21 protein-coding genes are annotated in these 20,926 nt (G+C 60.8%); 15 read left to right on the top strand and 6 right to left on the bottom strand.

Annotation, left to right across the window (positions count from 1 at the left end):
* Nucleotides 1-56: 56 nt before the first annotated feature.
* Complete coding sequence (locus tag DQ393_RS09550; protein ID WP_112341496.1) at nt 57-1,400, top strand: formimidoylglutamate deiminase; 1,344 nt, start codon at nt 57-59, stop codon at nt 1,398-1,400.
* Between the two features lie 79 nt (nt 1,401-1,479).
* Complete coding sequence (gene hutC, locus DQ393_RS09555; RefSeq protein WP_112341729.1) at nt 1,480-2,199, top strand: histidine utilization repressor; 720 nt, start codon at nt 1,480-1,482, stop codon at nt 2,197-2,199.
* Nucleotides 2,200-2,217: 18 nt separating this feature from the next.
* Here hutC and DQ393_RS33380 read toward each other — a convergent pair whose 3' ends face one another.
* Nucleotides 2,218-2,370, bottom strand: a complete 153-nt coding sequence (locus tag DQ393_RS33380) for a hypothetical protein (protein ID WP_167376678.1) — start codon at nt 2,368-2,370, stop codon at nt 2,218-2,220.
* Nucleotides 2,371-2,691: 321 nt separating this feature from the next.
* On the opposite strand from DQ393_RS33380, the gene DQ393_RS09560 reads away from it, so the two are divergent.
* The 3 genes from DQ393_RS09560 to DQ393_RS09570 all read left to right on the top strand — a co-directional run bounded on the left by DQ393_RS09560 (nt 2,692) and on the right by DQ393_RS09570 (nt 4,038).
* On the top strand, nt 2,692-3,306 hold the full coding sequence (locus DQ393_RS09560; protein ID WP_112341497.1) for a hypothetical protein: 615 nt from the start codon (nt 2,692-2,694) through the stop codon (nt 3,304-3,306).
* Between the two features lie 89 nt (nt 3,307-3,395).
* Nucleotides 3,396-3,629 carry an AbrB/MazE/SpoVT family DNA-binding domain-containing protein gene (locus DQ393_RS09565; protein WP_112341498.1) on the top strand — a complete coding sequence of 78 codons (234 nt, stop codon included), beginning with the start codon at nt 3,396-3,398 and terminating at the stop codon, nt 3,627-3,629.
* A 1-nt stretch (nt 3,630) separates the two neighbouring features.
* Nucleotides 3,631-4,038 carry a type II toxin-antitoxin system VapC family toxin gene (locus DQ393_RS09570; RefSeq protein ID WP_112341500.1) on the top strand — a complete coding sequence of 136 codons (408 nt, stop codon included), beginning with the start codon at nt 3,631-3,633 and terminating at the stop codon, nt 4,036-4,038.
* Between the two features lie 96 nt (nt 4,039-4,134).
* On the opposite strand, the gene DQ393_RS09575 is transcribed toward DQ393_RS09570, so the two are convergent.
* Nucleotides 4,135-4,605, bottom strand: a complete 471-nt coding sequence (locus DQ393_RS09575) for an Lrp/AsnC family transcriptional regulator (protein ID WP_112341502.1) — start codon at nt 4,603-4,605, stop codon at nt 4,135-4,137.
* A 150-nt stretch (nt 4,606-4,755) separates the two neighbouring features.
* On the opposite strand from DQ393_RS09575, the gene DQ393_RS09580 reads away from it, so the two are divergent.
* The 5 genes from DQ393_RS09580 to DQ393_RS09600 all read left to right on the top strand — a co-directional run bounded on the left by DQ393_RS09580 (nt 4,756) and on the right by DQ393_RS09600 (nt 10,524).
* Complete coding sequence (locus tag DQ393_RS09580; protein WP_112341504.1) at nt 4,756-5,505, top strand: tryptophan 2,3-dioxygenase family protein; 750 nt, start codon at nt 4,756-4,758, stop codon at nt 5,503-5,505.
* 398 nt (nt 5,506-5,903) lie between these two features.
* The gene (locus DQ393_RS09585; protein WP_112341506.1) at nt 5,904-7,262 is read left to right on the top strand and encodes an Nramp family divalent metal transporter; all 1,359 of its coding nucleotides are present in this window, start codon (nt 5,904-5,906) and stop codon (nt 7,260-7,262) included.
* A gap of 132 nt (nt 7,263-7,394) precedes the next feature.
* Nucleotides 7,395-9,242, top strand: coding sequence for a M23 family metallopeptidase (locus DQ393_RS09590; protein ID WP_112341508.1), 1,848 nt, complete (start codon nt 7,395-7,397; stop codon nt 9,240-9,242).
* A gap of 179 nt (nt 9,243-9,421) precedes the next feature.
* The gene (locus DQ393_RS09595) at nt 9,422-10,054 is read left to right on the top strand and encodes a TetR/AcrR family transcriptional regulator (RefSeq protein ID WP_112341511.1); all 633 of its coding nucleotides are present in this window, start codon (nt 9,422-9,424) and stop codon (nt 10,052-10,054) included.
* Between the two features lie 92 nt (nt 10,055-10,146).
* Nucleotides 10,147-10,524 (top strand): DUF427 domain-containing protein, encoded by a 378-nt coding sequence (locus tag DQ393_RS09600; RefSeq protein ID WP_112341513.1) that lies wholly within the window; start codon nt 10,147-10,149, stop codon nt 10,522-10,524.
* Here DQ393_RS09600 and DQ393_RS09605 read toward each other — a convergent pair.
* The 4 genes from DQ393_RS09605 to DQ393_RS09620 form a co-directional block, all read right to left on the bottom strand.
* On the bottom strand, nt 10,521-11,591 hold the full coding sequence (locus DQ393_RS09605) for an ABC transporter ATP-binding protein (RefSeq protein WP_112341514.1): 1,071 nt from the start codon (nt 11,589-11,591) through the stop codon (nt 10,521-10,523). The two genes, DQ393_RS09600 and DQ393_RS09605, sit on opposite strands and share 4 nt — an antisense overlap.
* A 20-nt stretch (nt 11,592-11,611) precedes the next feature.
* Entirely contained in the window at nt 11,612-12,460 is an 849-nt protein-coding gene (locus tag DQ393_RS09610; protein WP_015341575.1) for a carbohydrate ABC transporter permease, read from the bottom strand.
* Nucleotides 12,453-13,391, bottom strand: a complete 939-nt coding sequence (locus DQ393_RS09615; RefSeq protein WP_112341516.1) for a carbohydrate ABC transporter permease — start codon at nt 13,389-13,391, stop codon at nt 12,453-12,455. Before DQ393_RS09615 ends, DQ393_RS09610 begins: the two co-directional genes overlap by 8 nt.
* A gap of 72 nt (nt 13,392-13,463) precedes the next feature.
* The gene (locus DQ393_RS09620; RefSeq protein ID WP_112341517.1) at nt 13,464-14,765 is read right to left on the bottom strand and encodes an ABC transporter substrate-binding protein; all 1,302 of its coding nucleotides are present in this window, start codon (nt 14,763-14,765) and stop codon (nt 13,464-13,466) included.
* Nucleotides 14,766-14,985: 220 nt separating this feature from the next.
* Here DQ393_RS09620 and DQ393_RS09625 point away from each other — a divergent pair, with 220 nt between their 5' ends.
* From DQ393_RS09625 to DQ393_RS09645, 5 genes are all read left to right on the top strand, one after another.
* Nucleotides 14,986-16,188: an ROK family transcriptional regulator gene (locus DQ393_RS09625; protein ID WP_112341519.1), complete on the top strand. Its 1,203-nt coding sequence runs from the start codon at nt 14,986-14,988 to the stop codon at nt 16,186-16,188.
* A gap of 39 nt (nt 16,189-16,227) precedes the next feature.
* On the top strand, nt 16,228-17,328 hold the full coding sequence (locus DQ393_RS09630) for a Gfo/Idh/MocA family protein (RefSeq protein WP_112341520.1): 1,101 nt from the start codon (nt 16,228-16,230) through the stop codon (nt 17,326-17,328).
* A 24-nt stretch (nt 17,329-17,352) separates the two neighbouring features.
* Nucleotides 17,353-17,994: a ThuA domain-containing protein gene (locus tag DQ393_RS09635; protein WP_112341522.1), complete on the top strand. Its 642-nt coding sequence runs from the start codon at nt 17,353-17,355 to the stop codon at nt 17,992-17,994.
* A 768-nt stretch (nt 17,995-18,762) separates the two neighbouring features.
* Nucleotides 18,763-19,845, top strand: coding sequence for an ABC transporter ATP-binding protein (locus DQ393_RS09640; protein WP_112341523.1), 1,083 nt, complete (start codon nt 18,763-18,765; stop codon nt 19,843-19,845).
* A 9-nt stretch (nt 19,846-19,854) separates the two neighbouring features.
* Nucleotides 19,855-20,925, top strand: coding sequence for an ABC transporter ATP-binding protein (locus DQ393_RS09645; RefSeq protein ID WP_112341525.1), 1,071 nt, complete (start codon nt 19,855-19,857; stop codon nt 20,923-20,925).
* Nucleotide 20,926 lies beyond the last annotated feature (1 nt).

Below are 20,926 nucleotides of genomic sequence, written 5' to 3' on the forward strand. Positions count from 1 at the left end.
CGAAAGGCTGACAAGAGGGATTTTGGACTCCATGTCCGAAAGGAAAGGGTGAGACCATGACGAGACTTCATGCACGCGCCGCACTGCTTGGCGACGGATGGCACGAGAATGTGCGACTGACCCTCGAAGGCGGCCGCATCGCCGAGATCGTCACCGATGCCGCTCCCGAAGCCGGTGACGACAGGCAGGATGTTCTGGTGCCTGCCATGCCGAACCTGCACAGCCATGCCTTCCAGCGCGCCATGGCCGGCCTTGCCGAAGTCCGCGGCCCGGCCAACGACAGCTTCTGGAGTTGGCGCACCGTCATGTACAAATTCGCTTTGTCGATGACCCCGGATCATGTCGAGGCCGTTGCCGCGCAGCTCTATATGGAAATGCTGGAAGCAGGCTTCTCCCGGGTCGGCGAGTTCCACTATCTGCATCATGACAAGGACGGCAGCCACTATGCCAACATCGCCGAACTGGCCGAGCGCATCGGCGCCGCCAGCACTGAGACCGGCATTGCGCTGACGCTGCTGCCCGTCTTCTATGCCCATTCCGGCTTCGGCGGCGCCGCTCCCATCGACGGCCAGCGCCGCTTCATCAATTCGATCGAGAGCTTCGAAGCGCTGATCGTCGGCTGCCGCGCGGTCACAAGCCGCCTGCCCGGCGCCGAACTTGGCATTGCCCCGCACAGCCTGCGCGCCGTCACTCCGGAGGAACTGGCCAAGCTCGTGCCGATCGCCGGCGACGGGCCGATCCACATCCATGTCGCCGAGCAGGTGAAAGAAGTGGAGGATTGCATCGCCTGGTCGGGTGCCCGGCCGGTGCAGTGGCTGCTCGACAATGCGCTCGTCAATGAGCGTTGGTGCCTGATCCATGCCACACACATGACCGAGGATGAGACGCGGCGCATGGCTAGGAGCGGCGCGATCGCCGGCCTTTGCCCGATCACCGAAGCCAATCTCGGCGATGGCGTGTTCCCGGCACCGCTATTCTTGGAAGAAGGTGGCCACTACGGCGTCGGTTCCGATTCCAATATTCTCATCTCCGTGCCGGAGGAGTTGCGGCAGCTCGAATACTCGCAGCGCTTGGCGCTGCGCGCCCGCAACGTCATCGCAACATCAGGCGGTTCGACCGCCCGCATGCTGTTCGACGGCGCTCTGGCGGGCGGCGGCGCGGCTCTCAAGGCAGCGGCAGGCCTTGCCGTCGGCAACCATGCCGACATCGTTTCGCTCGATGTGAGCGCGGCACCCTATCTCTCCGGCGACCGCATTCTCGATCACTGGACGTTTGCCGGCGGCGTCAAGGTCGATGGCGTCTGGGCGCTGGGCCGCAAGCAGGTCGAAGGCGGCCATCATATCAAGCGGGAGGCAATCTCGGCGCGATTCCGCAAGGCGATGGCTGAACTCATTGCTTAAATACCGCTTTTCCTCCCATTGATTGACCCCTAAATAACTTGCGGGAAATTCCATGTCTTTCACGGAACAGATGGGCGGTATGACCACGAGCAAAGATGCGACCCTGCATCAGCGTATCCTCACCGATATCGAGGGCCGGATCGTCTCCGGCGCCTGGCCGCCGGGCCACCGCATTCCATTCGAGATGGAATTGGCGGATCAATATGATTGCTCGCGCATGACGGTGAACAAGGCGCTGACCCAGCTTGCGCGCGCGGGTCTGATCGAACGGCGGAAACGCTCGGGCAGTTTCGTCACGCATCCGCAGGCGCAATCCGCCGTGCTCGAGATCCACGACATCAAGTCAGAGGTCCAGTCGCTCAATCTGCCTTATTCACACAGGCTGATAAGACTTGCGGAACGGCGCGGACGACCTGAGGATGCGCACCGGCTGCAATTCGTCGGTTCGGTCTCGGTGGTGGAGATCACCTGCATCCATTACGCCGGCCCGCGCCCCTTTTGCCTGGAAGATCGCGTCATCAATCTCGATGCCGTGCCGGAGGCGGCCACGGCCGATTTCGAGACCTTGCCGCCCGGCCCCTGGCTGCTCAACCAAGTGCCGTGGAGCACCGCCGAACACCAAATCCGCGCCATATCCGTCGAGGGTGACGCTGCCGCCAACCTCGACGTTCAGAAAGGCACGGCCTGCCTGGTAGTCGAACGGCGCACCTGGAGCACGGCCGGCCCGATCACGCATGTCCGCCTGACCTATCCTGGGGATCGCCATAGCCTCGTGGCGCGATTTACACCGGCAAGCTGACCACTTCTCCGCATCACTTTAAGGGCGCTGCGGGGACTCTGTCGGCGGCGGAATAAGGCTTTCGGATTGACGGACTGGCTGGGCGGGATCGACCAGCAGAATACTGAGCGCAATCAGAACCAATGCCAGAATCAGGAGGATTCCGATCAGAAGCGGACGAATCGCGGTCATTTCGTTCTCCAATCTCCCCAGCCCAGCGCAAAGCGCGATAGGGAATTCGAGATAACCGGCGCAGTCTAGCGGTAAATGTTAAGCAATGCTTGATGTTCCGGGAAATATCCGGCCTTTTCCAGGAATTTCTCACCGCGTCGGGCGAGACGCCCGTCTCACGCTTGTTTGAGTGGCGAGTGATGAAAGCGGCGCCTAGGATCAGGATGCAGATGGCGCAAACCCGTTGCGCGGCCTGCTGCCGATCAATTTAGCCCTCCATATCCTCCAGATCAAAGATGACCGACAGATCGCTCGGCCTGTATATCAAGGGAGTTAATGCCCATGCATCGCAAACGTCTGATCACGGCTGCGCTGACGCTTTCCGTCGCCATGCTTGCCGCGCTGCAAAGCGCTGATGCCGCCGAGCTCGTCAAAGTGCGCGGCACCGTGGAAAGCCTCAATGGCGATACGCTCAAGGTCAAGTCCCGAGATGGCAGCGACGTGACTGTCGCGCTGAAATCCGGCGGCAACGTCGGCGGCGTCGTCCAGGCTGCCGTCGGCGACATCAAGCCGGGCGATTTTGTCGGCATCGCCTCGCAGCCGACCAACAGCGGCATCAACGGCGCTCTAGAAGTGGTCATCTTTCCGGCCTCGATGAAGGGAACCGGCGAAGGCGATCGCCCCTGGGATTCGGCGCCGAACAGCTCGATGACCAACGCCACGGTCGCCAACGCCGTGACCTCCGTCGACGGTCCGACATTGACGCTTACCTACAAGGGCGGCGAACGCAAGATCAGCATCCCCAAGGGCACTCCCGTCGTTACGCTGACATCGGCGACGAAAACCGACCTGAAACCGGGCGCCGGCGTCTTTATCACAGGCGAACGCAACGCCGATTCCACAGTCTCTGCCAACCGCGTCGCCGTCGGCCTCAACGGCACCGTGCCACCGATGTGATTGCTGCGAAAACCGCAGGCAGCCGGACAATCTTGAATTCGATCGCCAAAAGTAATACCTCTTTTCAAGAAAGTATTACCGAGGAAGAGATGAGCACGACCGTAACAGCGAAAGGACAGGTGACGATTCCCAAGGCCGTCCGCGACATGCTTGGGATCGGACCCGGAAGCCAGGTCGATTTTCGCCGCATGTCCGATGGCAACGTCGTTCTTGTCCCGGTGGATACACAGGAGCAGGCTAGCCGATTCGCCAAGTTCCGTGGTCATGCCGGCAAAGGTATGAGCACGGACGAAATCATGGCTTTGACGCGCGGCGAAGATTGAGGTGATTTTCGTCGATTCCAACGTGCTGCTCGATATCATCACGAACGATCCCGTGTGGTATGGCTGGTCGCTCGCGCAACTCGATGCTGCAAGCCTTCTCGGCCCTTTGTGCATCAACGATGTCGTCTATGCCGAAATATCCGTGCGTTACGATAGGATCGAAGATCTCAACGAAATGCTTGCTGAGACTGGGCTTCGTATCGAGCCGATCCCGCGGGAGGCGCTCTTCCTCGCTGCCAAGGTTTTCGCTCAATATAGAAAATCGGGCGGAACGCGCGGCGGCGTCCTGCCAGATTTCTTCATCGGTGCTCATGCAGCCATCGGCGGCCTGTCTCTTCTGACACGCAATACGAAGCGCTTCCAGACCTATTTCAGATCGGTCAAGCTCATTAGCCCGCAGGAAACATAAGGCGGGATGGAACAGGAAAACCTGTTCCGTCGCCTGCTGTATGACCTTGGTCGCATCGCCTTTCATCGGCTCGATGCGATACGAAACGGCCGAAAGTTATTCGCCGACATGCCGCATGGCCTCGGCCAGCGAAATGTCCGACTTGATTTCCCGCGTCGACATCGATGTCACCGTGTGCCTGACGCCCGGCAGCCGGTTCAGCTCCTGCCGCAACAAGCGGTCGAGGGCAGCCATGTCGGTCGCCAGGATATGGAGGAGATAGTCCGCCTCCCCCGTCGTCGCATGGCAGCGCCAGATCAGCGGATGCCGGCGTACGGCCGCTTCGAAGGCGTCGAAGCGCTCGACATCGATGGAGACCTGCACGAAAGCTTCCAGGCCGAAGCCGAGGCGGGCGGGATCGAGAAGCGTCCTGTATCCGCGGATCACGCCAGCCTCCTCCAGCGCCTTCACCCGCTTCCAGCATGGCGTCTTGCTGAGGCCGGCGAGTTCGGCAAGTGCGGCAAACGAGATGCGGGCATCGGCCTCGAGGGCTGCGACGATCTTGTGATCCAAAGCGTCCAATTCCATCGTTCTCTCCGCGGTGTCAATATTCATCGATCGTACTCTATTTATCCGATTCTGGATGACAAATAGGAACAATGTTCAAGCCGAGATTTCGTATTCTGCAGGAAGAGCAAACATGCTTGGCGGCCGAGGGCCGGAACAAAGGGAACGAGGATGCAGAAGAAAGACTACTACGCGCGCATCGAAGCGCCCGAAATGCGCGACTACGGCGTTTACCTGCAATGCGACAAGCTGCTCGCCTGTCAGAAGCCACTTGACGGCATGGTCAATGGCGACGAATTGCAGTTCCAGATCGTGCATCAGGTGGAAGAGCTCTGGATGAAGCTCATGGCCTACACGCTGGTCGACGTCATCGCTTTCATGGAGGAGCGCAACACGCATCGCGTCGTCACGCTGATGGGCCGCGTGCACCGGATCATGCGTATGATGACGGCGCAGCTCGACCTCCTGGAAACCATGTCGCCGAAGGAATATCAACAGATCCGCCTGCAGCTCGGCAATGGCAGCGGCCAGGAATCGCCCGGCTTCAAATTCCTGCTGCGCATGCCGCCGGACATCTGGCATGCCTTCAAGGCCAACTATCTCGATGCCGCCGGGCTGACGGTCGAGGATATTTATGACGGCAAATATGATCACGGCGACAGCTACGTGGTCGCCGAGGCGCTGGTGGAATATGACGAGCTGTTCCAGAAGTTCCGGGCCAATCACATCTACCTGATCCAGCGCTCCATCGGGCTCGGCTCGAAATCCCTGAAAGGCCGCCCGGTCGAACTGCTGCAGGCCGGCACCCGCCATCGCTTCTTTCCCGACCTCTGGGACATCCGCGCCGAAATGACCGATCGCTGGGGCAGCGAATATGGCGTCGTCCGCGATTCCATCTCCAGCCACGACGCCGCTGAATAGGCGCTGACCGAAACCGCCTTCCGCTGCCACTGATTTCAGCGGAGGCCTTTCTGGGCGAGACCTGGCCTCTGGATAGGCTCCACCCGCTCGGCAAACGCCGCAAGGGCGTCACGACCGCAGTCTTTTCGAGGCATTCAGTCCGCAATCGGCGGACGCACAGGCCGACAGGGACATCTTCTGCCTGATCGCAGCGGTCAAATCGCCACGCTCCTTCCCCATCGAGCAAACTACCCGATTTCCGCCTTGCGGGAAACTGATGGCGCCTTCCCCCAAGGCGGTACGCAGCCTGATTTCAGCCCACGAAATGCAAAAACCATGAAATATAGCCTATTGCATAAATTTGTTCCCTAGCATATTTAATTAGTAACTTCAAAATCCGATCCTCCCCGGAGCCCCGCATGACGCAATTTCAGGAAGCCGCCGCGCAAGAACGCGCATGGAAGTTCGCGAGCCGCGACGAGGACGACCGCCCCAGCCTTCCGGAAGTCAATTCGACTGTTAAGGTTCCCCATGCCGGCAGCTGGATCCGGCGCCTGATCGCCTTCCTCGGCCCAGGCTATATGATCTCAGTCGGATACATGGATCCCGGCAACTGGGCGACGGATATCGCCGGTGGAGCGCAGTTCGGCTATACGCTGCTTGCCGTCATCATGCTGTCAAACCTGATGGCGATCCTGCTGCAGGCGCTGTCGGCAAGGCTCGGCATCGCGACCGGCCGCGACCTCGCCCAGGCCTGTCGCGATACCTATTCCCGACCCGTCAATCTGGCGCTCTGGTTCGCCTGCGAGCTCGCGATCATCGCCTGCGACCTTGCCGAAGTCATCGGCACCGCAATCGCGCTGCAACTGCTTTTCGGAATTCCGCTGATCGGCGGCGCGCTGATTACCGCGCTTGACGCTTTCCTGCTGCTGCTTCTGATGAGCAAGGGTTTCCGCTACCTCGAAGCCTTCGTCATCGCGCTGCTCATCGTCATCGCCACTTGTTTCGCCGTCCAGATCGCCGCCGCCGCCCCGCCGGTCGCAGCGATCCTCGGCGGCTTCATCCCATCGCCCCAAATCGTCACCAATCACGAAATGCTCTATATTGCCATGGGCATCATCGGCGCGACGGTCATGCCGCATAATCTCTACTTGCACTCCTCGATCGTCCAGACACGGGCCTACAAGCGCACGGAAGAAGGACGCCGCGACGCCATCAAATGGGCAACCATCGACAGCACTGTCGCACTGATGCTGGCGCTGTTCGTCAACGCCGCGATCCTTATCGTCGCAGCCGCCGCCTTCCACACCAGCGGCCACTCCGATGTCGCCGAAATCGGCCAGGCCTACGAGCTGCTGTCGCCGTTGCTCGGCCTCGGTATCGCCTCGACGCTGTTTGCAGTGGCGCTGCTCGCCTCCGGCCTCAATTCGACGGTTACGGCGACGCTTGCCGGCCAGATCGTGATGGAAGGCTTTCTCCGGCTCAGGATTCCGCACTGGGCAAGGCGACTTTTGACCCGCGGCCTCGCAATTATCCCGGTTGTGTTCGTAACTGCCATCTATGGTGAAAAAGGCACGGCGGATCTGCTGGTGCTGAGCCAGGTCATCCTGTCCATGCAGCTGCCTTTCGCGGTTATCCCGCTGGTCCAGTTCGTGACGAATCGCGAGAAAATGGGCAACTTCACCGTCTCCAGAAACATTGCCGTTCTTTCCTGGGTGATTGCGGCAATCATTCTGTTGCTGAACTTTAAACTCCTCTACGATACCATCTTCGGTTGACGAATCATCTTGAACGCGCGAATCTCGTCCTGTGGACGATCACGGCAGTTAACCGACTCGTAATATTTGCCTATATTTCGCCATGATTTGCCCTAGTTTGGGCCCACCGCAATCTGCAGGGTTCCTCAATTCATGGCCGAAAGTCCATTGCGCGTTCAATTTCCTGCAGAGGCTGCCATCCAGGCACGGACGCATCATGATTTTCACATTCCGTTTCTGCCGCGCTCAGCGCATCTGCGTCATCTGATCGCCATCGGCCTGGCGGGCACTGCATCCTTCGGCCTTCTGGCAACTGTGCTCTATCCGCTGCTGGCGCACCATACGATCGAACAGGCCGTGCCTGTGCGCACGGCCGAGCTGGCGCGACCGCAGCCTGCAATGCACAAGAGCAACCGGCTGGCGGCAAAGCAGCGTTTCGACGGCGCTCGCTTCGCTCAGGTCGCGGAAAAGCTCTCCAGCGGGGAAACCCGCATCTTCACCTATCACCGCACGACACTGGTCTTCAAATCCGACCAGTCCGGAACTGCGCGCACCAATGCCGAAGCCATCAATGTCGCCTATGGCGACGAGCGCGCCGACAACATGCTGTTCTCGCCACCGTCGCTTTCGGATATCCGCAACGGCATCTATCCGCAAACTGCCCATTATGATGCCGTCAGACGTTCCCGCTTCCCCACTCGCGGCGTACCGCTGAACGTCAGCGTGTCGAGGGCGACGACCGGCGAGCAAGGCCGGGAATTCCACCGGCTGGTCTCCATGCCGAAGGACAAGCAGGAACTGCAGGATATCCTGGCGTCCGCGGGCCTCGGCAGCGACGCCGGCGACGAGCTGCAACGCGCCCTGGAGACCGATACGGTTTCGCCCGGCGACAGCCTGGAACTGCTGCTTGAGAAGACGGGTCCGAACGCCCGCCCGAAACTGATCATGGCCCGCCTCAGCGGCGACAAGACGCCGGAGCGGGTCGTTGCCCGCGACGATGCCAACGGCTTCGTGCCGATGGCCAACGACAGGCTGTTTTCGACGCTCTATAGCGAAAGCCAGGCCGATGCGCCGTCCTCTTCGGAAGTTGCCGCGGTCGATCTCAGGAACGTCGACGGCAATGACGAGGCTGCGGTCAGCGCCAAGCTGGAGAAATCCGGCCTGAGCAAGGAATATGCCCTGCAGCTCATCAAGCTCGCCAAGGCCAAAGGCGTGTCGCTGACCAGCCTCGAGGATGCTCCCGACAGCGTCGACCTTCTCTTCCGAAAGTCCGATGACGGCCGCAACGAGCTGATGTTCATCGAATTCCATGCCGATGGCGACACGCATCGCTTCTATCTGCATAAGGACGGCAGCGACGGTTCCTCGGAATTCTATGATGAAAGCGGCCATTCGATCGCCAAGTCGCTGGTACATCGCCCCGTGCCGAACGGCACGCTCGGTGACGGTTTTGCCTGGCGTGTCCATCCCATTCTCGGCGTGAAGAAATTCCACAACGGCGTCGATTTCCGCGCACCGATGGGTAGCCCTATCCAGGCGGCCGGCGACGGCGTCGTCGAAAAGATTTCCTGGGAAACCGGCTACGGCAAATATGTCCGCATTCGTCATGACGGCGGTTACGAGACCACCTATGCCCATATCTCCGCAACGCCGCAGTCCCTGCGCGTCGGCCAGCGTGTCACGCAGGGGCAGGTCATCGCCTATGTCGGATCGACCGGCTATTCCACCGGCCCGCATCTCTATTATGAACTGCGCGTAAACGGCCGCTATGAAAACCCGCTGACTGCGCAATTGCCGGCTGGCACGAATCTGACCGGCAAGTCGCTCGACAGCCTGCGCTCGCAGGTCAGCCACGTCGAGAACATCATGAGCTATCTCGACGTTCCGCCAGCCCGCGGCAATCAGCCCGGCCCCTTCGCCAGCTTCAATCAGGGATCGAATTCGATCCCGAGCCTCGGACCAAGCTTCGGGCCGAACCATTTCGGCGCGCCGTCGCCGTAAACCGGTCAAAAGCCGGTACCTGCGCGGTCATTTTGCATTCCGCCCGGGCTGCTGGTCATGGCGCCTCCGTGCCGAATGCGATAACAATCCCCCGATACATCGCCAATGGAGACGATATCGCCGCGCTATGTGAATAGGCGCGCCGAAATCGTCCCACGGCAATCCGCGAGGAGCAGACATTGGCGCGCAAGCCGTTGCCGGGACCGAAGGACACGCTGCCAAGCGAAAGCAGGCGCCTGCGCGCCGATGCGCAGCGCAACCGCGACACGCTGATCGAAGTCGCGGCGCAGGCCTTCGCCAGCCACGGCACCGCCGCCTCGCTCGAGGATATAGCCCGGCGGGCGAATGTCGGGATCGGAACGCTCTATCGCCATTTCCCCAGCCGGGAACATCTCGTGGAAGTGGTTTATCGTCATGAAGTCGAGGCGCTATGTGCTGCGGCCGAGACGCTCTCCGGCGAACTCGCCCCCGATCAGGCCCTGGAGGAATGGATGCACCGCTTTGTCGGATATCTCGCCACCAAGCGTGGCATGGCCGACAGCCTGCGCATTCTCGTCAACAGCAACTCCAAGCTCTTCGCCGACAGCTACGGCAAGGTGCCCGTCGCGCTTGCCGGCCTGATCGAAAGAGCGGTCGCGGCCGGCTCGATCCGCGCCGATGTCGACAGCACGGACGTGCTGCATGCCCTGTCGGGCGCCTATTCCATGCCCAATTCGCCGGAATGGCACGATCGTGCCCGGCGTCTCGTGCGCCTGCTGATGGATGGGTTGCGCTGGGGCGCCCGGAAAACGCCCGGGCCGCAAGGGACCTGATAATCGGCAGGATTCTTCCTATATCCCTTTGAACTGAAATCGTCAGGCGAGTTTGGTTTTGCTGACATTCACCAGAGCTGAGGAGAGCAAGAATGTCCGAAAGAGCAGTCAAGATCCCCGGTCCCGATCATCCGATCACGATCGAGGAAAAGCAGGCCCATGTTACCGTCTCCGTCGCCGGCAAGGTGATTGCCGACACGCATGAGGCGCTATCGCTCAAGGAAGCATCCTATCCGGCCGTGCTCTACATCCCCCGCAAGGATGTCGACATGTCCTTGCTGCAAAAGACCAATCACGAGACCTATTGTCCCTACAAGGGCGCATGCTCCTACTACAGCATTCCGGCTGGCGGCGAGCGTTCGGTGAACGCCATCTGGACTTACGAAAATCCCTATGCATCCGTCAGCCAGATCAAGGATCACATGGCCTTCTATCCCGACCGCGTCGATTCGATCGACGTGAAGGCTTAAAGAGCAAGGCCGCTCGACGCGTCGAAGACGTAGACCTGCTCCGGGCTCACCGAGACATTCAGCGGCTGCCCATAGCGCACCGGCGCCTCGCCATCGACAACGGCCGTCACCTGCTCGCCGGCAAGGTCGAAGAGCACATGCGTCTGCGCGCCTGTCGGCTCCACGAGCAACGTCTGGCCAGTCAGTGGCGAACCGCCGCTGGCAAGGCTGAGATGCTCGGGCCTCAAACCAACCTTAACGCTCTGCCCCGCCTTCACCTTACGCTCCCCGGCGATGCGGATCGGCGTGCTGTCCTTTAGCCGCACGGCAGGGACGCCCTCGACGCCTTCGATCACGCCGTCAAGGAAATTCATGGCCGGCGAGCCGATGAAGCCGGCGACGAAGAGATTGGCCGGCTTGCGGTAGAGTTCGATCGGCGTGCCCTGCTGCTCGATCCTACCCTGGTTCAGCACCACGATCCGGTCGGCGAGCGTCATTGCTTCGATCTGATCGTGGGTGACATAGATCGAGGTCGTCTGCACCTTCTGATGCAGCGCCTTGATTTCCGAACGCATCTGCACGCGCAGCTTCGCATCGAGGTTGGAAAGCGGCTCGTCGAACAGGAAGACGGCCGGATTGCGCACGATGGCGCGGCCCATGGCGACGCGCTGGCGCTGGCCGCCGGAAAGCTGCGCCGGCTTGCGGTCGAGCAGCTTGGTGAGATCGAGCATGCGCGCGGCCTCGTTGACCCGCTGCTCGATCACCTGCTTGGTCTCGCCCGAGAGCTTCAGGTTGAAGCCCATATTCTCGGCGACCGTCATATGCGGATAGAGCGCGTAGGACTGGAAAACCATAGCAATGTTGCGCTCGCGCGGCGTCATGGCGTTGACCACCTGGCCACCGATCGAAACGTCGCCATCGGTGATTTCCTCAAGGCCGGCGATCATCCGCAGCAGCGTGGACTTGCCGCAGCCCGAGGGGCCGACGAGCGCGATGAACTCGCCGTCCTCGATCGACAGCGAGATGTCGTGGATGACGGTCAGCGCGCCATAGGCCTTGTGGATGTTGTGCAGTTCGACGGATGCCATGCTTTTTACTCCAGTAAGGCTCAGGATTTCACGGCGCCGGCGGTGAGGCCGGCAATGATGTGCTTCTGCGCCAGGAAGAAGACGATGACGGTGGGCAGGATAGTGAGTGTGATGAAAGCGAGTACCAGCTCCCACTCCGTGCCGAATTCGCCGCTATAAACCATCATGCCGAGCGGCCAGGGATAGATCGAATCCGAGTTCAGCATGATCAGCGGCAGGATGTAACTGTTCCAGCTGCCGACGAAAGAGATGATGCTGACGGTCGCGATGATCGGCCGCGAGAGCGGCAATGAGATGTGCCAGAAGAAGCGGATATAGCCGCAACCGTCGACAAAGGCCGCCTGGAACAATTCTTCCGGAAGGTTTCGAAAATAATTTCGGAAGAGCAAAATGCTCATGCCCAAGCCGAACGCCACCTGCGGCAGCACCACGCCCCAGTAGGTGTTGAGCAGACCGAGATCGCGGATGCGGATGAAGAGCGGCAGGATGGCGGTGGCGGCTGGGAACATCAGGCCGATCAGGAAATAGTTCAGCAGGAAGTTCGAGCCGAAGAATTTCACATGCGCGAAGGCGAAGGCAGCCATGGCCGAGACCGACAGCGTCAGGAACACGGTCAGCACTGCGATGATCAGGGAATTCATCATCTGCCGCCAGTAGCGGTCGCCGAACAGGATGCCGGTATAATTCTCGAAATGCCATTCCGCCGGCAGGCCGAAGGGATTGGTGCGAAGATCGCCGAGCGTCTTGAAGCCGCCAAGCGCGGTCGTCAGCAGCGGGATCAGCACGATCGCGGCAATAATGGTCAGCGACACGTAGAGATAGATCTTCGTGCCGGTGGTCAGTCGAACGGATGAGGCGAGGTCAGTCATTGCGCATAAATATCCGTTTGTAGCCGAAGGCGAGGGTGACGCAGATCACGAACAGCACGACGCCGACGGCGCTGCCGAGGCCGACCTGCATGCGGGTGACACCGAAATTGTAGAGGAAGGTCACCATCGTCTGGGTCGAATTGAACGGGCCGCCTCCGGTGAGCGGCATGATCATGTCGAAAAGCTGCAGCGATCCGACCACGGCGAAGAAGACCGAGAGACGCAGCGTCGAGCCGAGCAGCGGCAGCGTCACATAGCGGAATTTCTGCCAGCCGGTGGCGCCGTCGATTTCGGCCGCCTCAAGCACGCTCTTGTCCAGCGACTGCATGCCGGCGATGAACAGCATCATGTGAAAGCCGAAATATTTCCAGACGATCACGCCGAGCACGGCGTACATCGCGAGATCCTTATCGGCGAGCACATAGGGCGTCGGCGTGCCGAGGAAATGCGCGATTGCTGCAAACAGGCCGTAGTCGCCGTCATAGACGAAGCGCCAGATCAGGCCGGCGGCAACTTCGGCCAGCACATAGGGCAGGAAGAAGATCAGCCGGAAAAGCACGACGCCGCGAATGCGGTGCGCCAGCATCGTCGCGAGCCAAATGGCAAGCGGCACTTGGACCGCGATCGACACCAGGATGATCAGCGCATTGTTCTTCAGCGACGTCAGGAAGGCGCCGTTCTTGAAGAGAACCTGGAAATTGCGCAGCCCCACGAACTCCGTCGGCGGGCCGTAGCCGTTCCAACGATAAAGGCTGTACCAGGCAGCTTCCCCCATCGGCAGGATGACGAAGATGGTGAAAAGCAGCAGCGCCGGCGGCAGGAACAGCAGAATAACGGGGAGGCGGCCACGGGCAGCCGGCGATTTTCGCTTCGTTGCGGGTCTCGCTCTTGCGACGGAAGGTATGACGGTCGTGGCGCTGACATCGGTCATGGGCAGTCTCGACAATTGCAATTCAAAGAAAAGCCGGCGCCGGCACAAGGGAGAGGCCGGCGCCGGAGGGCGCTAGAACTGGTCCTGTTCGAAGGCGTCCTGGACCTGCTGTGCGCCATCCTTCGGCGAAATCTGGCCGGACACGATGCCGACAGCCACATCGTTGACGACGCGGCCGACCGAGGGTCCAAGATCCTGGTCGAAGAAATTCTGGTGCCAGGTCGAATGCGCCAGCTGGTCGGCGGCTTCGTGCATCAGCGGACCTTTGACGCCGTCTTCGGCGCCGACGGCGACCGGGATGATCATGCCGGCCTGCGCCATGGCGCGCTCGTTTTCGGCATTGGTGAGATAGGCGAGGAAATCGAGCGCCTCGGGTGGGGCCTTCTTGGTGACGGCCCAGCCGTTCAGTCCGCCGAGCGTATCTGTGGGAAGGCCGGCACCGCCGGTCACGGCCGGGAAGGCGAAGCGGCCGATATTGTCATCCGCCAGGCCCTTGCCGTTCCCGGAATTGGTACGCTGGTTGGCAACGGTATTTTCGAAGCCGAGGATCATCGCAGCCTTGCCATCGCCGAAGACGCCGAGCGCCTGCGGCCATGTGGTGCCGAGATAACCGGGCTGGAAGGGTTCGAGCTTGCCGAGCTCGGCAAGCTGTTCGCCGGCCTTGATGATCGCCGGATCGTTGAAGCCGTTGCCCTTGCCGTTCTTGGCGTCGTTGAAGACCTGCTGACCGCCGTCGCGCATCACCAGATAGCTCCAGTAGAAATGGATCGGCCATTTCTCCCCGCCGCCACCGGCGATCGGCGCAATACCGGCAGCCTTGATCTTCTTGACCGCGGCCAGATAATCGTCCCATGTCTTGATGACACTGGCATCGACGCCGGCCTTGGCGAACAAGGCCTTGTTGTAGAAGAAGGAAACCGTCCCGAGCTTATAAGGTACGGCGCTGATTTTGCCGTCGAAGGTCAAGCCCTTGACGGCTGCCTGATTGTAGCTCTTAAGCCAGGCGCCGTCCTTGGCGTTCATCGCCGCAGTCAGGTCCATCAGCGTGCCCGTCGCCTGCTGCTGCTTGAGCACCCCGCCGCCCCAGCTGAAGAAGAAATCGGGAGCGTCCTTCGATTGCAGCAGCGTCGGCAGCTTTGCCTTGAAGGCTTCATTGGCCAGGAACTGCATCTCGATCTTCGTGCCGGGATGCTTGGCCTCGTACTGATCCGCGATCTTGCGCCAGACGGCGACATAGTTCGGATCGGTTTCCAGATGCAGCCATTTGACGACGGTGTCGGCGGCAGCCCCCGTCGCACCGGCGAGAATGGCCAGTCCGGTCGTGGCGGCGACAGCTGCGATGCGAAGGGCTTTAGCCCCACGTAAATGGATCATGATTTTCTCCTCCCAAGGGAACAAAGAGCCTCAATATTTTTTCCCTTATGCGGAATAATTCAACGGAGCTTTGCTGAAATGTCAACCGCCGTCGCTAAATTTTCGGCAGATTGCCCGTGAAATGGCTTGACATTGGGCAAAGGCCATAGGTTATTTAATTCGCACCCCGTTAAAAATACCAGGCCGCAGCCGAGCGGGTTCGTCATTCGGCGCCAATTTCATGAAAACAGCAGATCCCGAGCTTATGCGGGCGATAAACCGCTTCAATGTCCTGGATACGATCCGGCGGGCGGGCTCCATCGCACGCATCGAAATCAGTGACCGCACCCAGCTTTCGACGACCACAGTTTCGGCGATCACCGCGTCGCTGCTGGATGACGGGCTGATCCTGGCCCGCACCGAAGGCGACCTGCGCGAGGCGGCCGCTCGAGGGCGGCCCCGCGTCATGTTGGAGCTCAATCCGGATGCCGCCCGCGTCGTCGGCGCGAAAATCGCCGCCAACCGCATGGTCTTCGTCGTGACGGATTTTCGCGGCGAGGTTCTGTCGACGCTGACGCTGGCGCTACGCGTCGACCGACAGCCGATCGGCGTCATTGCAGATTTGATTGAGGATGGCGTGCGCCGCTGCGTCGTCGATGCCAACCTGGCCCTCGATGAGATCGATTCCGTCTGCCTCGGCCTGCCCGGCGTCGTCGAGCACCGCACCGGCCATGTCCGCACCAGCCCGATCTTCCGCGAGACGGGCGTCGATTTCGCCAAGGAAATGTCGGAGCGACTGGGCGTGACCACCATCGTCGAAAGCGATGCGCATGCCATCACGCTGGCCCATCACTGGTTCGGCAAGGCCAGGGATCTGGACGATATGGTGCTGGTGTCGCTGGAACAGACGTTGGGGCTTGGCGTGCTGCATGGCGGCCAGCTGTTTCGCGGCGCCGGCGGCCTCAGCCACAATCTCGGCGACCTCGTTCTCGGCATGGGACCGCAGGGCATCATTCGTCTGGCAAGCCTTGCCGGCGAAAGCGCCATTCTCGGCGACCAGCCGAGCGGCCGTTTTGCCGAAGCCATCCGCCTCGGACGCGGAATGGCACATGCCAAGACGCTGATAGACGCCGAGGATAACACGTTGATCAGCGCGGCCATCCGCGCTGGCGAGGCCTGCGGCATGGCACTCGCCAATATCGTCACGCTGTTTGCCCCGCCACGCGTCATTCTTGTGGGTTCGAGCCTGGCGCTCGGCCAGCCCTTCCTCGACAGCCTGCGGGAGGCCTATTCGCTGGCCATCCCGCCATCGATCAGGGGCGTGACCGAACTCGTTTTCGACCAGTCCACCGATGAGACCTGGGCGCAGGGCGCCGCCGTCGTGGCACTGCGCGAACTCTACGAATCGCCCTGGGGAACGACGGGGCCGGCACCGGCCCTGTGATTTTGCAGGACAGCAAAGATAATTCATCTGGAGGAATCTATGAACAAGGTCGGCATCGGCATCATCGGCTGCGGAAATATTTCCGGCGCCTATCTCACCGCCATGAAATCCTTTCCCATCCTCGACATCAAAGGTGTCGCCGACCTCAATCGCGAGCTCGCCGAGGCGAAAGCCGCCGAATTCGGCCTGAAGGCGGTCGACATAGCCGCCTTGCTGGCGGACCCGTCGATCGAGATCATCGTCAACCTGACCATTCCGAAGGCGCATGTCGCCGTCGGTCTGCAGGCGCTCGATGCCGGCAAGCACACCTATTCGGAAAAGCCGCTCGGCATCAATTTCGCCGAGGGCAAGACGCTTGCGGATGCTGCTGCCGCCAAGGGGCTGCGGATCGGCGCTGCGCCCGACACCTTCCTCGGCGGCGGCCACCAGACGGCGCGTGCCATCATCGACGAGGGCGCGATCGGCATCCCGGTCGGCGGCACCGCCACCTTCATGTGCCCGGGGCACGAACGCTGGCATCCGAATCCAGCTTTCTATTATGAGGTCGGCGGCGGCCCCATGCTCGATATGGGTCCCTATTACATCACCGATCTCGTTAATCTGCTCGGCCCGGTCTCGCAGGTCGCCGGCTTTGCGGTGACGCCGCGTAAGGAGCGCATCATCACCAGCGAACCCCGTAATGGCGAGCGCATCCCCGTGCATGTGCCGACGCATGTTGCCGGTGTCATGGCCTTTGCCAATGGCGCGGTCGTCCAGATCGGCATGAGCTTCGATGTCGCCGGCCACAAGCATGTACCGCTCGAAGTTTACGGCACCGAAGGCACGCTGATCGTGCCTGATCCGAACCGGTTCGGCGGCCCGGTGGAATTCTTGAAGAAGGGCGGCGAATTTGCCGAGCGCGAGATCACCGCGCCCTATGCCGATGGCAATTACCGCTCGCTCGGCGTCGCCGACATGGCGCATGCCATTCGCTCGAACCGTCCGCACCGGGCCAATGGCAGCCTGGCGCTGCATGTGCTCGAGGTTATGGAAGCATTCCAGACGGCTTCCGATACGGGTCGTACGGTCACCATCACGACGCAAACGGAGCGTCCCGCTCCTCTGTCCGAATCCCTGGTGGATGGACAGATCGGCCGCTAACAGCACAATTTCAGGAGGAATACCATGCGTGAAGCACTTATCGTCTGGGGCGGCTGGAGCGGCCACGAACCGCAGGAATGCGCCCATATCATCCGCGACATGCTGCAGGAGGACGGCTTCAAGGTCTATCTCGAAAACAGCACCGAGGCCTTCGCCGACCCCTCGATCCACGATCTCAGCCTGATCGTGCCGATCGTCACCATGTCGAAGATCGAGAAGGAAGAGGTTAAGAACCTCGCCGATGCGATCGAAAGCGGTGTCGGCATAGCCGGCTATCATGGCGGCGCTGGCGATAGTTTCCGCGAAAGCGTCGAATATCAGTTCATCATCGGCGGCCAGTGGGTCGCCCATCCCGGCAATATCATCGACTATACGGTCAATATCACCCGCCCGGACGATCCGATCATGGAGGGGATCACCGATTTCCCCTACACGTCGGAGCAATATTACATGCATGTCGATCCGTCGAACGAGGTGCTGGCGACCACGACTTTCACCGGCGACCATGCCTACTGGATCGACGGCGTCGTCATGCCCGTCGCCTGGAAGCGCAAATACGGCAAGGGCCGCGTCTTCTATTCCTCGCTCGGTCACCAGGCCAAGGAATTCGATGTGCCGCAGATGAAAACCATCTTCCGCCGCGGCGCCAATTGGGCGGCACGCTGAGCCCTACCTCTTTCGAAAAAACCGCTCCTCATATTCATTTGAGGGGCGGCCTTTCGCAATCATCCTTATGAGGCTCGGCCGGCTACAGCCTCATTGCTTCGAGCAAACCGCAGTCGGAGCAGACCGGACAAGCGCCGCGATAATCGTCCGCGTAAATACCGTGCGGCATTTCTTCTTTAAGGCCTTCTTTCCAGCCCATTCCCAGACATTCCAATTTGTCAGTCTCGCATCCAGCGGCTAACTCGGAGCCAGATCGTACGCGCCGCGGACGCCGAGGAGCAGTCATGCGCCTCGACTGGCGCGAACGGCAGGGCCGCGACGAAAGGCTCGTCGGGCTTCATTTCCAATGCCGATCAATCGGTTAACGGTTTTGTTATCTATCCCTAAAATAGACCTCCAACGAGATTCATGATGCGAAACTGAAACGCGACCAGTTTTCGTTTGACATTCCTTTATCTTCATTTATCGTCATTATTGTTTCGGTTTTCGCGTGAGGGATGCAAATCGAAACAAAGGGAGGAATAATTGTCCGAAAATCAGATCAAAACGGAAAACGGCATGGTTTGCGGCGTCGGCCGCACTGCCACTGACATCGTGCGGTGCAACTCTCGCCGGCGCGATATTTCCGCAGACAGCTCGGCACAATCCACCTCCCGACAACCATAATCTCAGCAACAGACACCGCCCGGCGATGGCATTTCCGGACGGATCAGTCTCTTCGCGATCCTCGCGGCAGCATCGATATGCGACGCATGGAAGGAATTTATCGTGCTTGAACTTAGAGGCGTATCGAAGTCGGTCGGCGGCGAGACGCATATCGCAGAAACGAACCTGACGCTGCAGCGCGGCACGTTGAATGTGCTGCTAGGACCGACTCTGTCGGGCAAGACGTCGTTAATGCGGCTGATGGCCGGGCTCGACAAGCCGACCACAGGGACGATCCATGTCGACGGCGCCGACGTCACCGGCCAGCCGGTGCAGCGCCGCAACGTCGCGATGGTCTACCAGCAATTCATCAACTATCCCGCCATGACCGTCTACGACAATATCGCCTCACCGATGCGGCTGAGCGGCAAAAGTGCTGCGAGTATCGACAAGGAAGTGAAGAAGGCAGCCGATCTTCTGCGTCTCGGCCCCTTTCTCGACCGCCTCCCCTTGAGCCTCTCCGGCGGTCAGCAGCAGCGCACGGCGCTCGCCCGCGCCATCGTCAAGAATGCGGGGCTGGTGCTGCTCGACGAGCCGCTCGCCAATCTTGACTACAAGCTGCGCGAGGAACTGCGCGCCGAACTGCCGAAGATCTTTGCCGAATCCGGCGCGATTTTCGTTTATGCCACCACCGAACCTTCCGAAGCCCTGCTCCTCGGCGGCAATACCGCAACCCTGGCGGAAGGCCGCATCACGCAATTCGGGCCGACGATTGATGTCTTCCGTAATCCTCGCGACCTGATTACCGCCACGACCTTTGCCGATCCGCCGCTGAACACGATCGCGCTCGATAAGCACGGCAGGGAATTCGTGCTCGACAGCAATATTCGCCTGCCCGTACCGAGGGGCTTAGAGGATCGGCCGGATGGCCGCTATACGATCGCCTTCCAGCCGCATCATCTCGCGCTCGCGCCGCAGACGCCGGAGGCGGTCGCCGCCCCGGCACGGGTCATGGTGACCGAGATCACCGGCTCGGAGAGTTTTATCCATATCGATTTTGCCGGTCAGCGCTGGGTAATGCTGACCCAGGGCGTGCAGGATATCGATGTCGACGATGCGATCGATGTCTACATCGATCCGCGCCACATCATGGTCTTCGACACCGAAGGCGCCGCCGTCACTCCCGCCCTGCAACAAGCCGCCTGAGGAGAGACAATGGCCCGCATCGACCTTGACCACATCAGGCACGCTTACAACGACCATCCCAAATCCGACGCCGATTACGCGTTGAAGGAGGTCAATCACAGCTGGGAAGACGGCAGCGCCTATGCACTGCTCGGCCCCTCCGGCTGCGGCAAGACCACGCTTCTCAACATCGTTTCCGGTCTGGTGCAGGCCTCCGAGGGTCGCATCCTCTTCGACGGCAAGGACGTGACCCGGCTGTCGACCCAGGAGCGCAACATCGCCCAGGTCTTCCAGTTCCCGGTCGTCTACGACACGATGACCGTCTACGACAATCTCGCCTTCCCGCTGCGCAACCGGCACGTTCCGGAAGGCGAGGTCAAGCGCAAGGTCGATGAGATCATCGAGATGATCGGCCTTTCCGACAGTGCCCATCGCAAGGCCCGCGGCTTGACGGCCGATGCCAAGCAGAAGATTTCGCTCGGCCGCGGTCTCGTGCGCTCGGACGTCAATGCCATCCTGTTCGATGAGCCTCTGACCGTCATCGACCCGCATATGAAGTGGGTACTGCGCTCGCAGCTGAAGCAGCTTCACCGCCGCTTCGGCTTCACCATGGTCTATGTCACCCACGACCAGACGGAGGCGCTGACCTTCGCCGACAAGGTGGTTGTCATGTACAATGGCGAAGTGGTGCAGATCGGCACGTCGAACGACCTTTTCGAACGCCCGCGCCACACTTTCGTCGGTTATTTTATCGGTTCGCCCGGCATGAACGTCATGCCTGTCGAAATCGAAGGCAGCAGCGCGCGCATCGGCAACCGCACGATCGCGCTGCCCGGCGCGCCTAGGGAAAAGCGGACCGGCCGTTCCGAACTCGGCATCCGCCCCGAATTCGTCCGCATCGGCCGCGAGGGCATGCCCGCCACCGTCACCAAGGTCGAGGATCTCGGCCGCCGCAAGGTGGTCCGCGCCAAGCTCGACGGCCAGGAGATCGTCGCCGTCATCGGCGAAGACCAGGTGGTGCCAGCCGAGCCGCACATCGCCTTCGATCCGGCCGGCATCAATATCTACGCCGACTCCTGGCGCATCGAGATGGGAGCCTGAC

The sequence above is a fragment of the Martinezella tropici genome (genome assembly GCF_003287875.1).
Taxonomy (GTDB): Bacteria; Pseudomonadota; Alphaproteobacteria; order Rhizobiales; family Rhizobiaceae; genus Rhizobium; species Rhizobium tropici_C.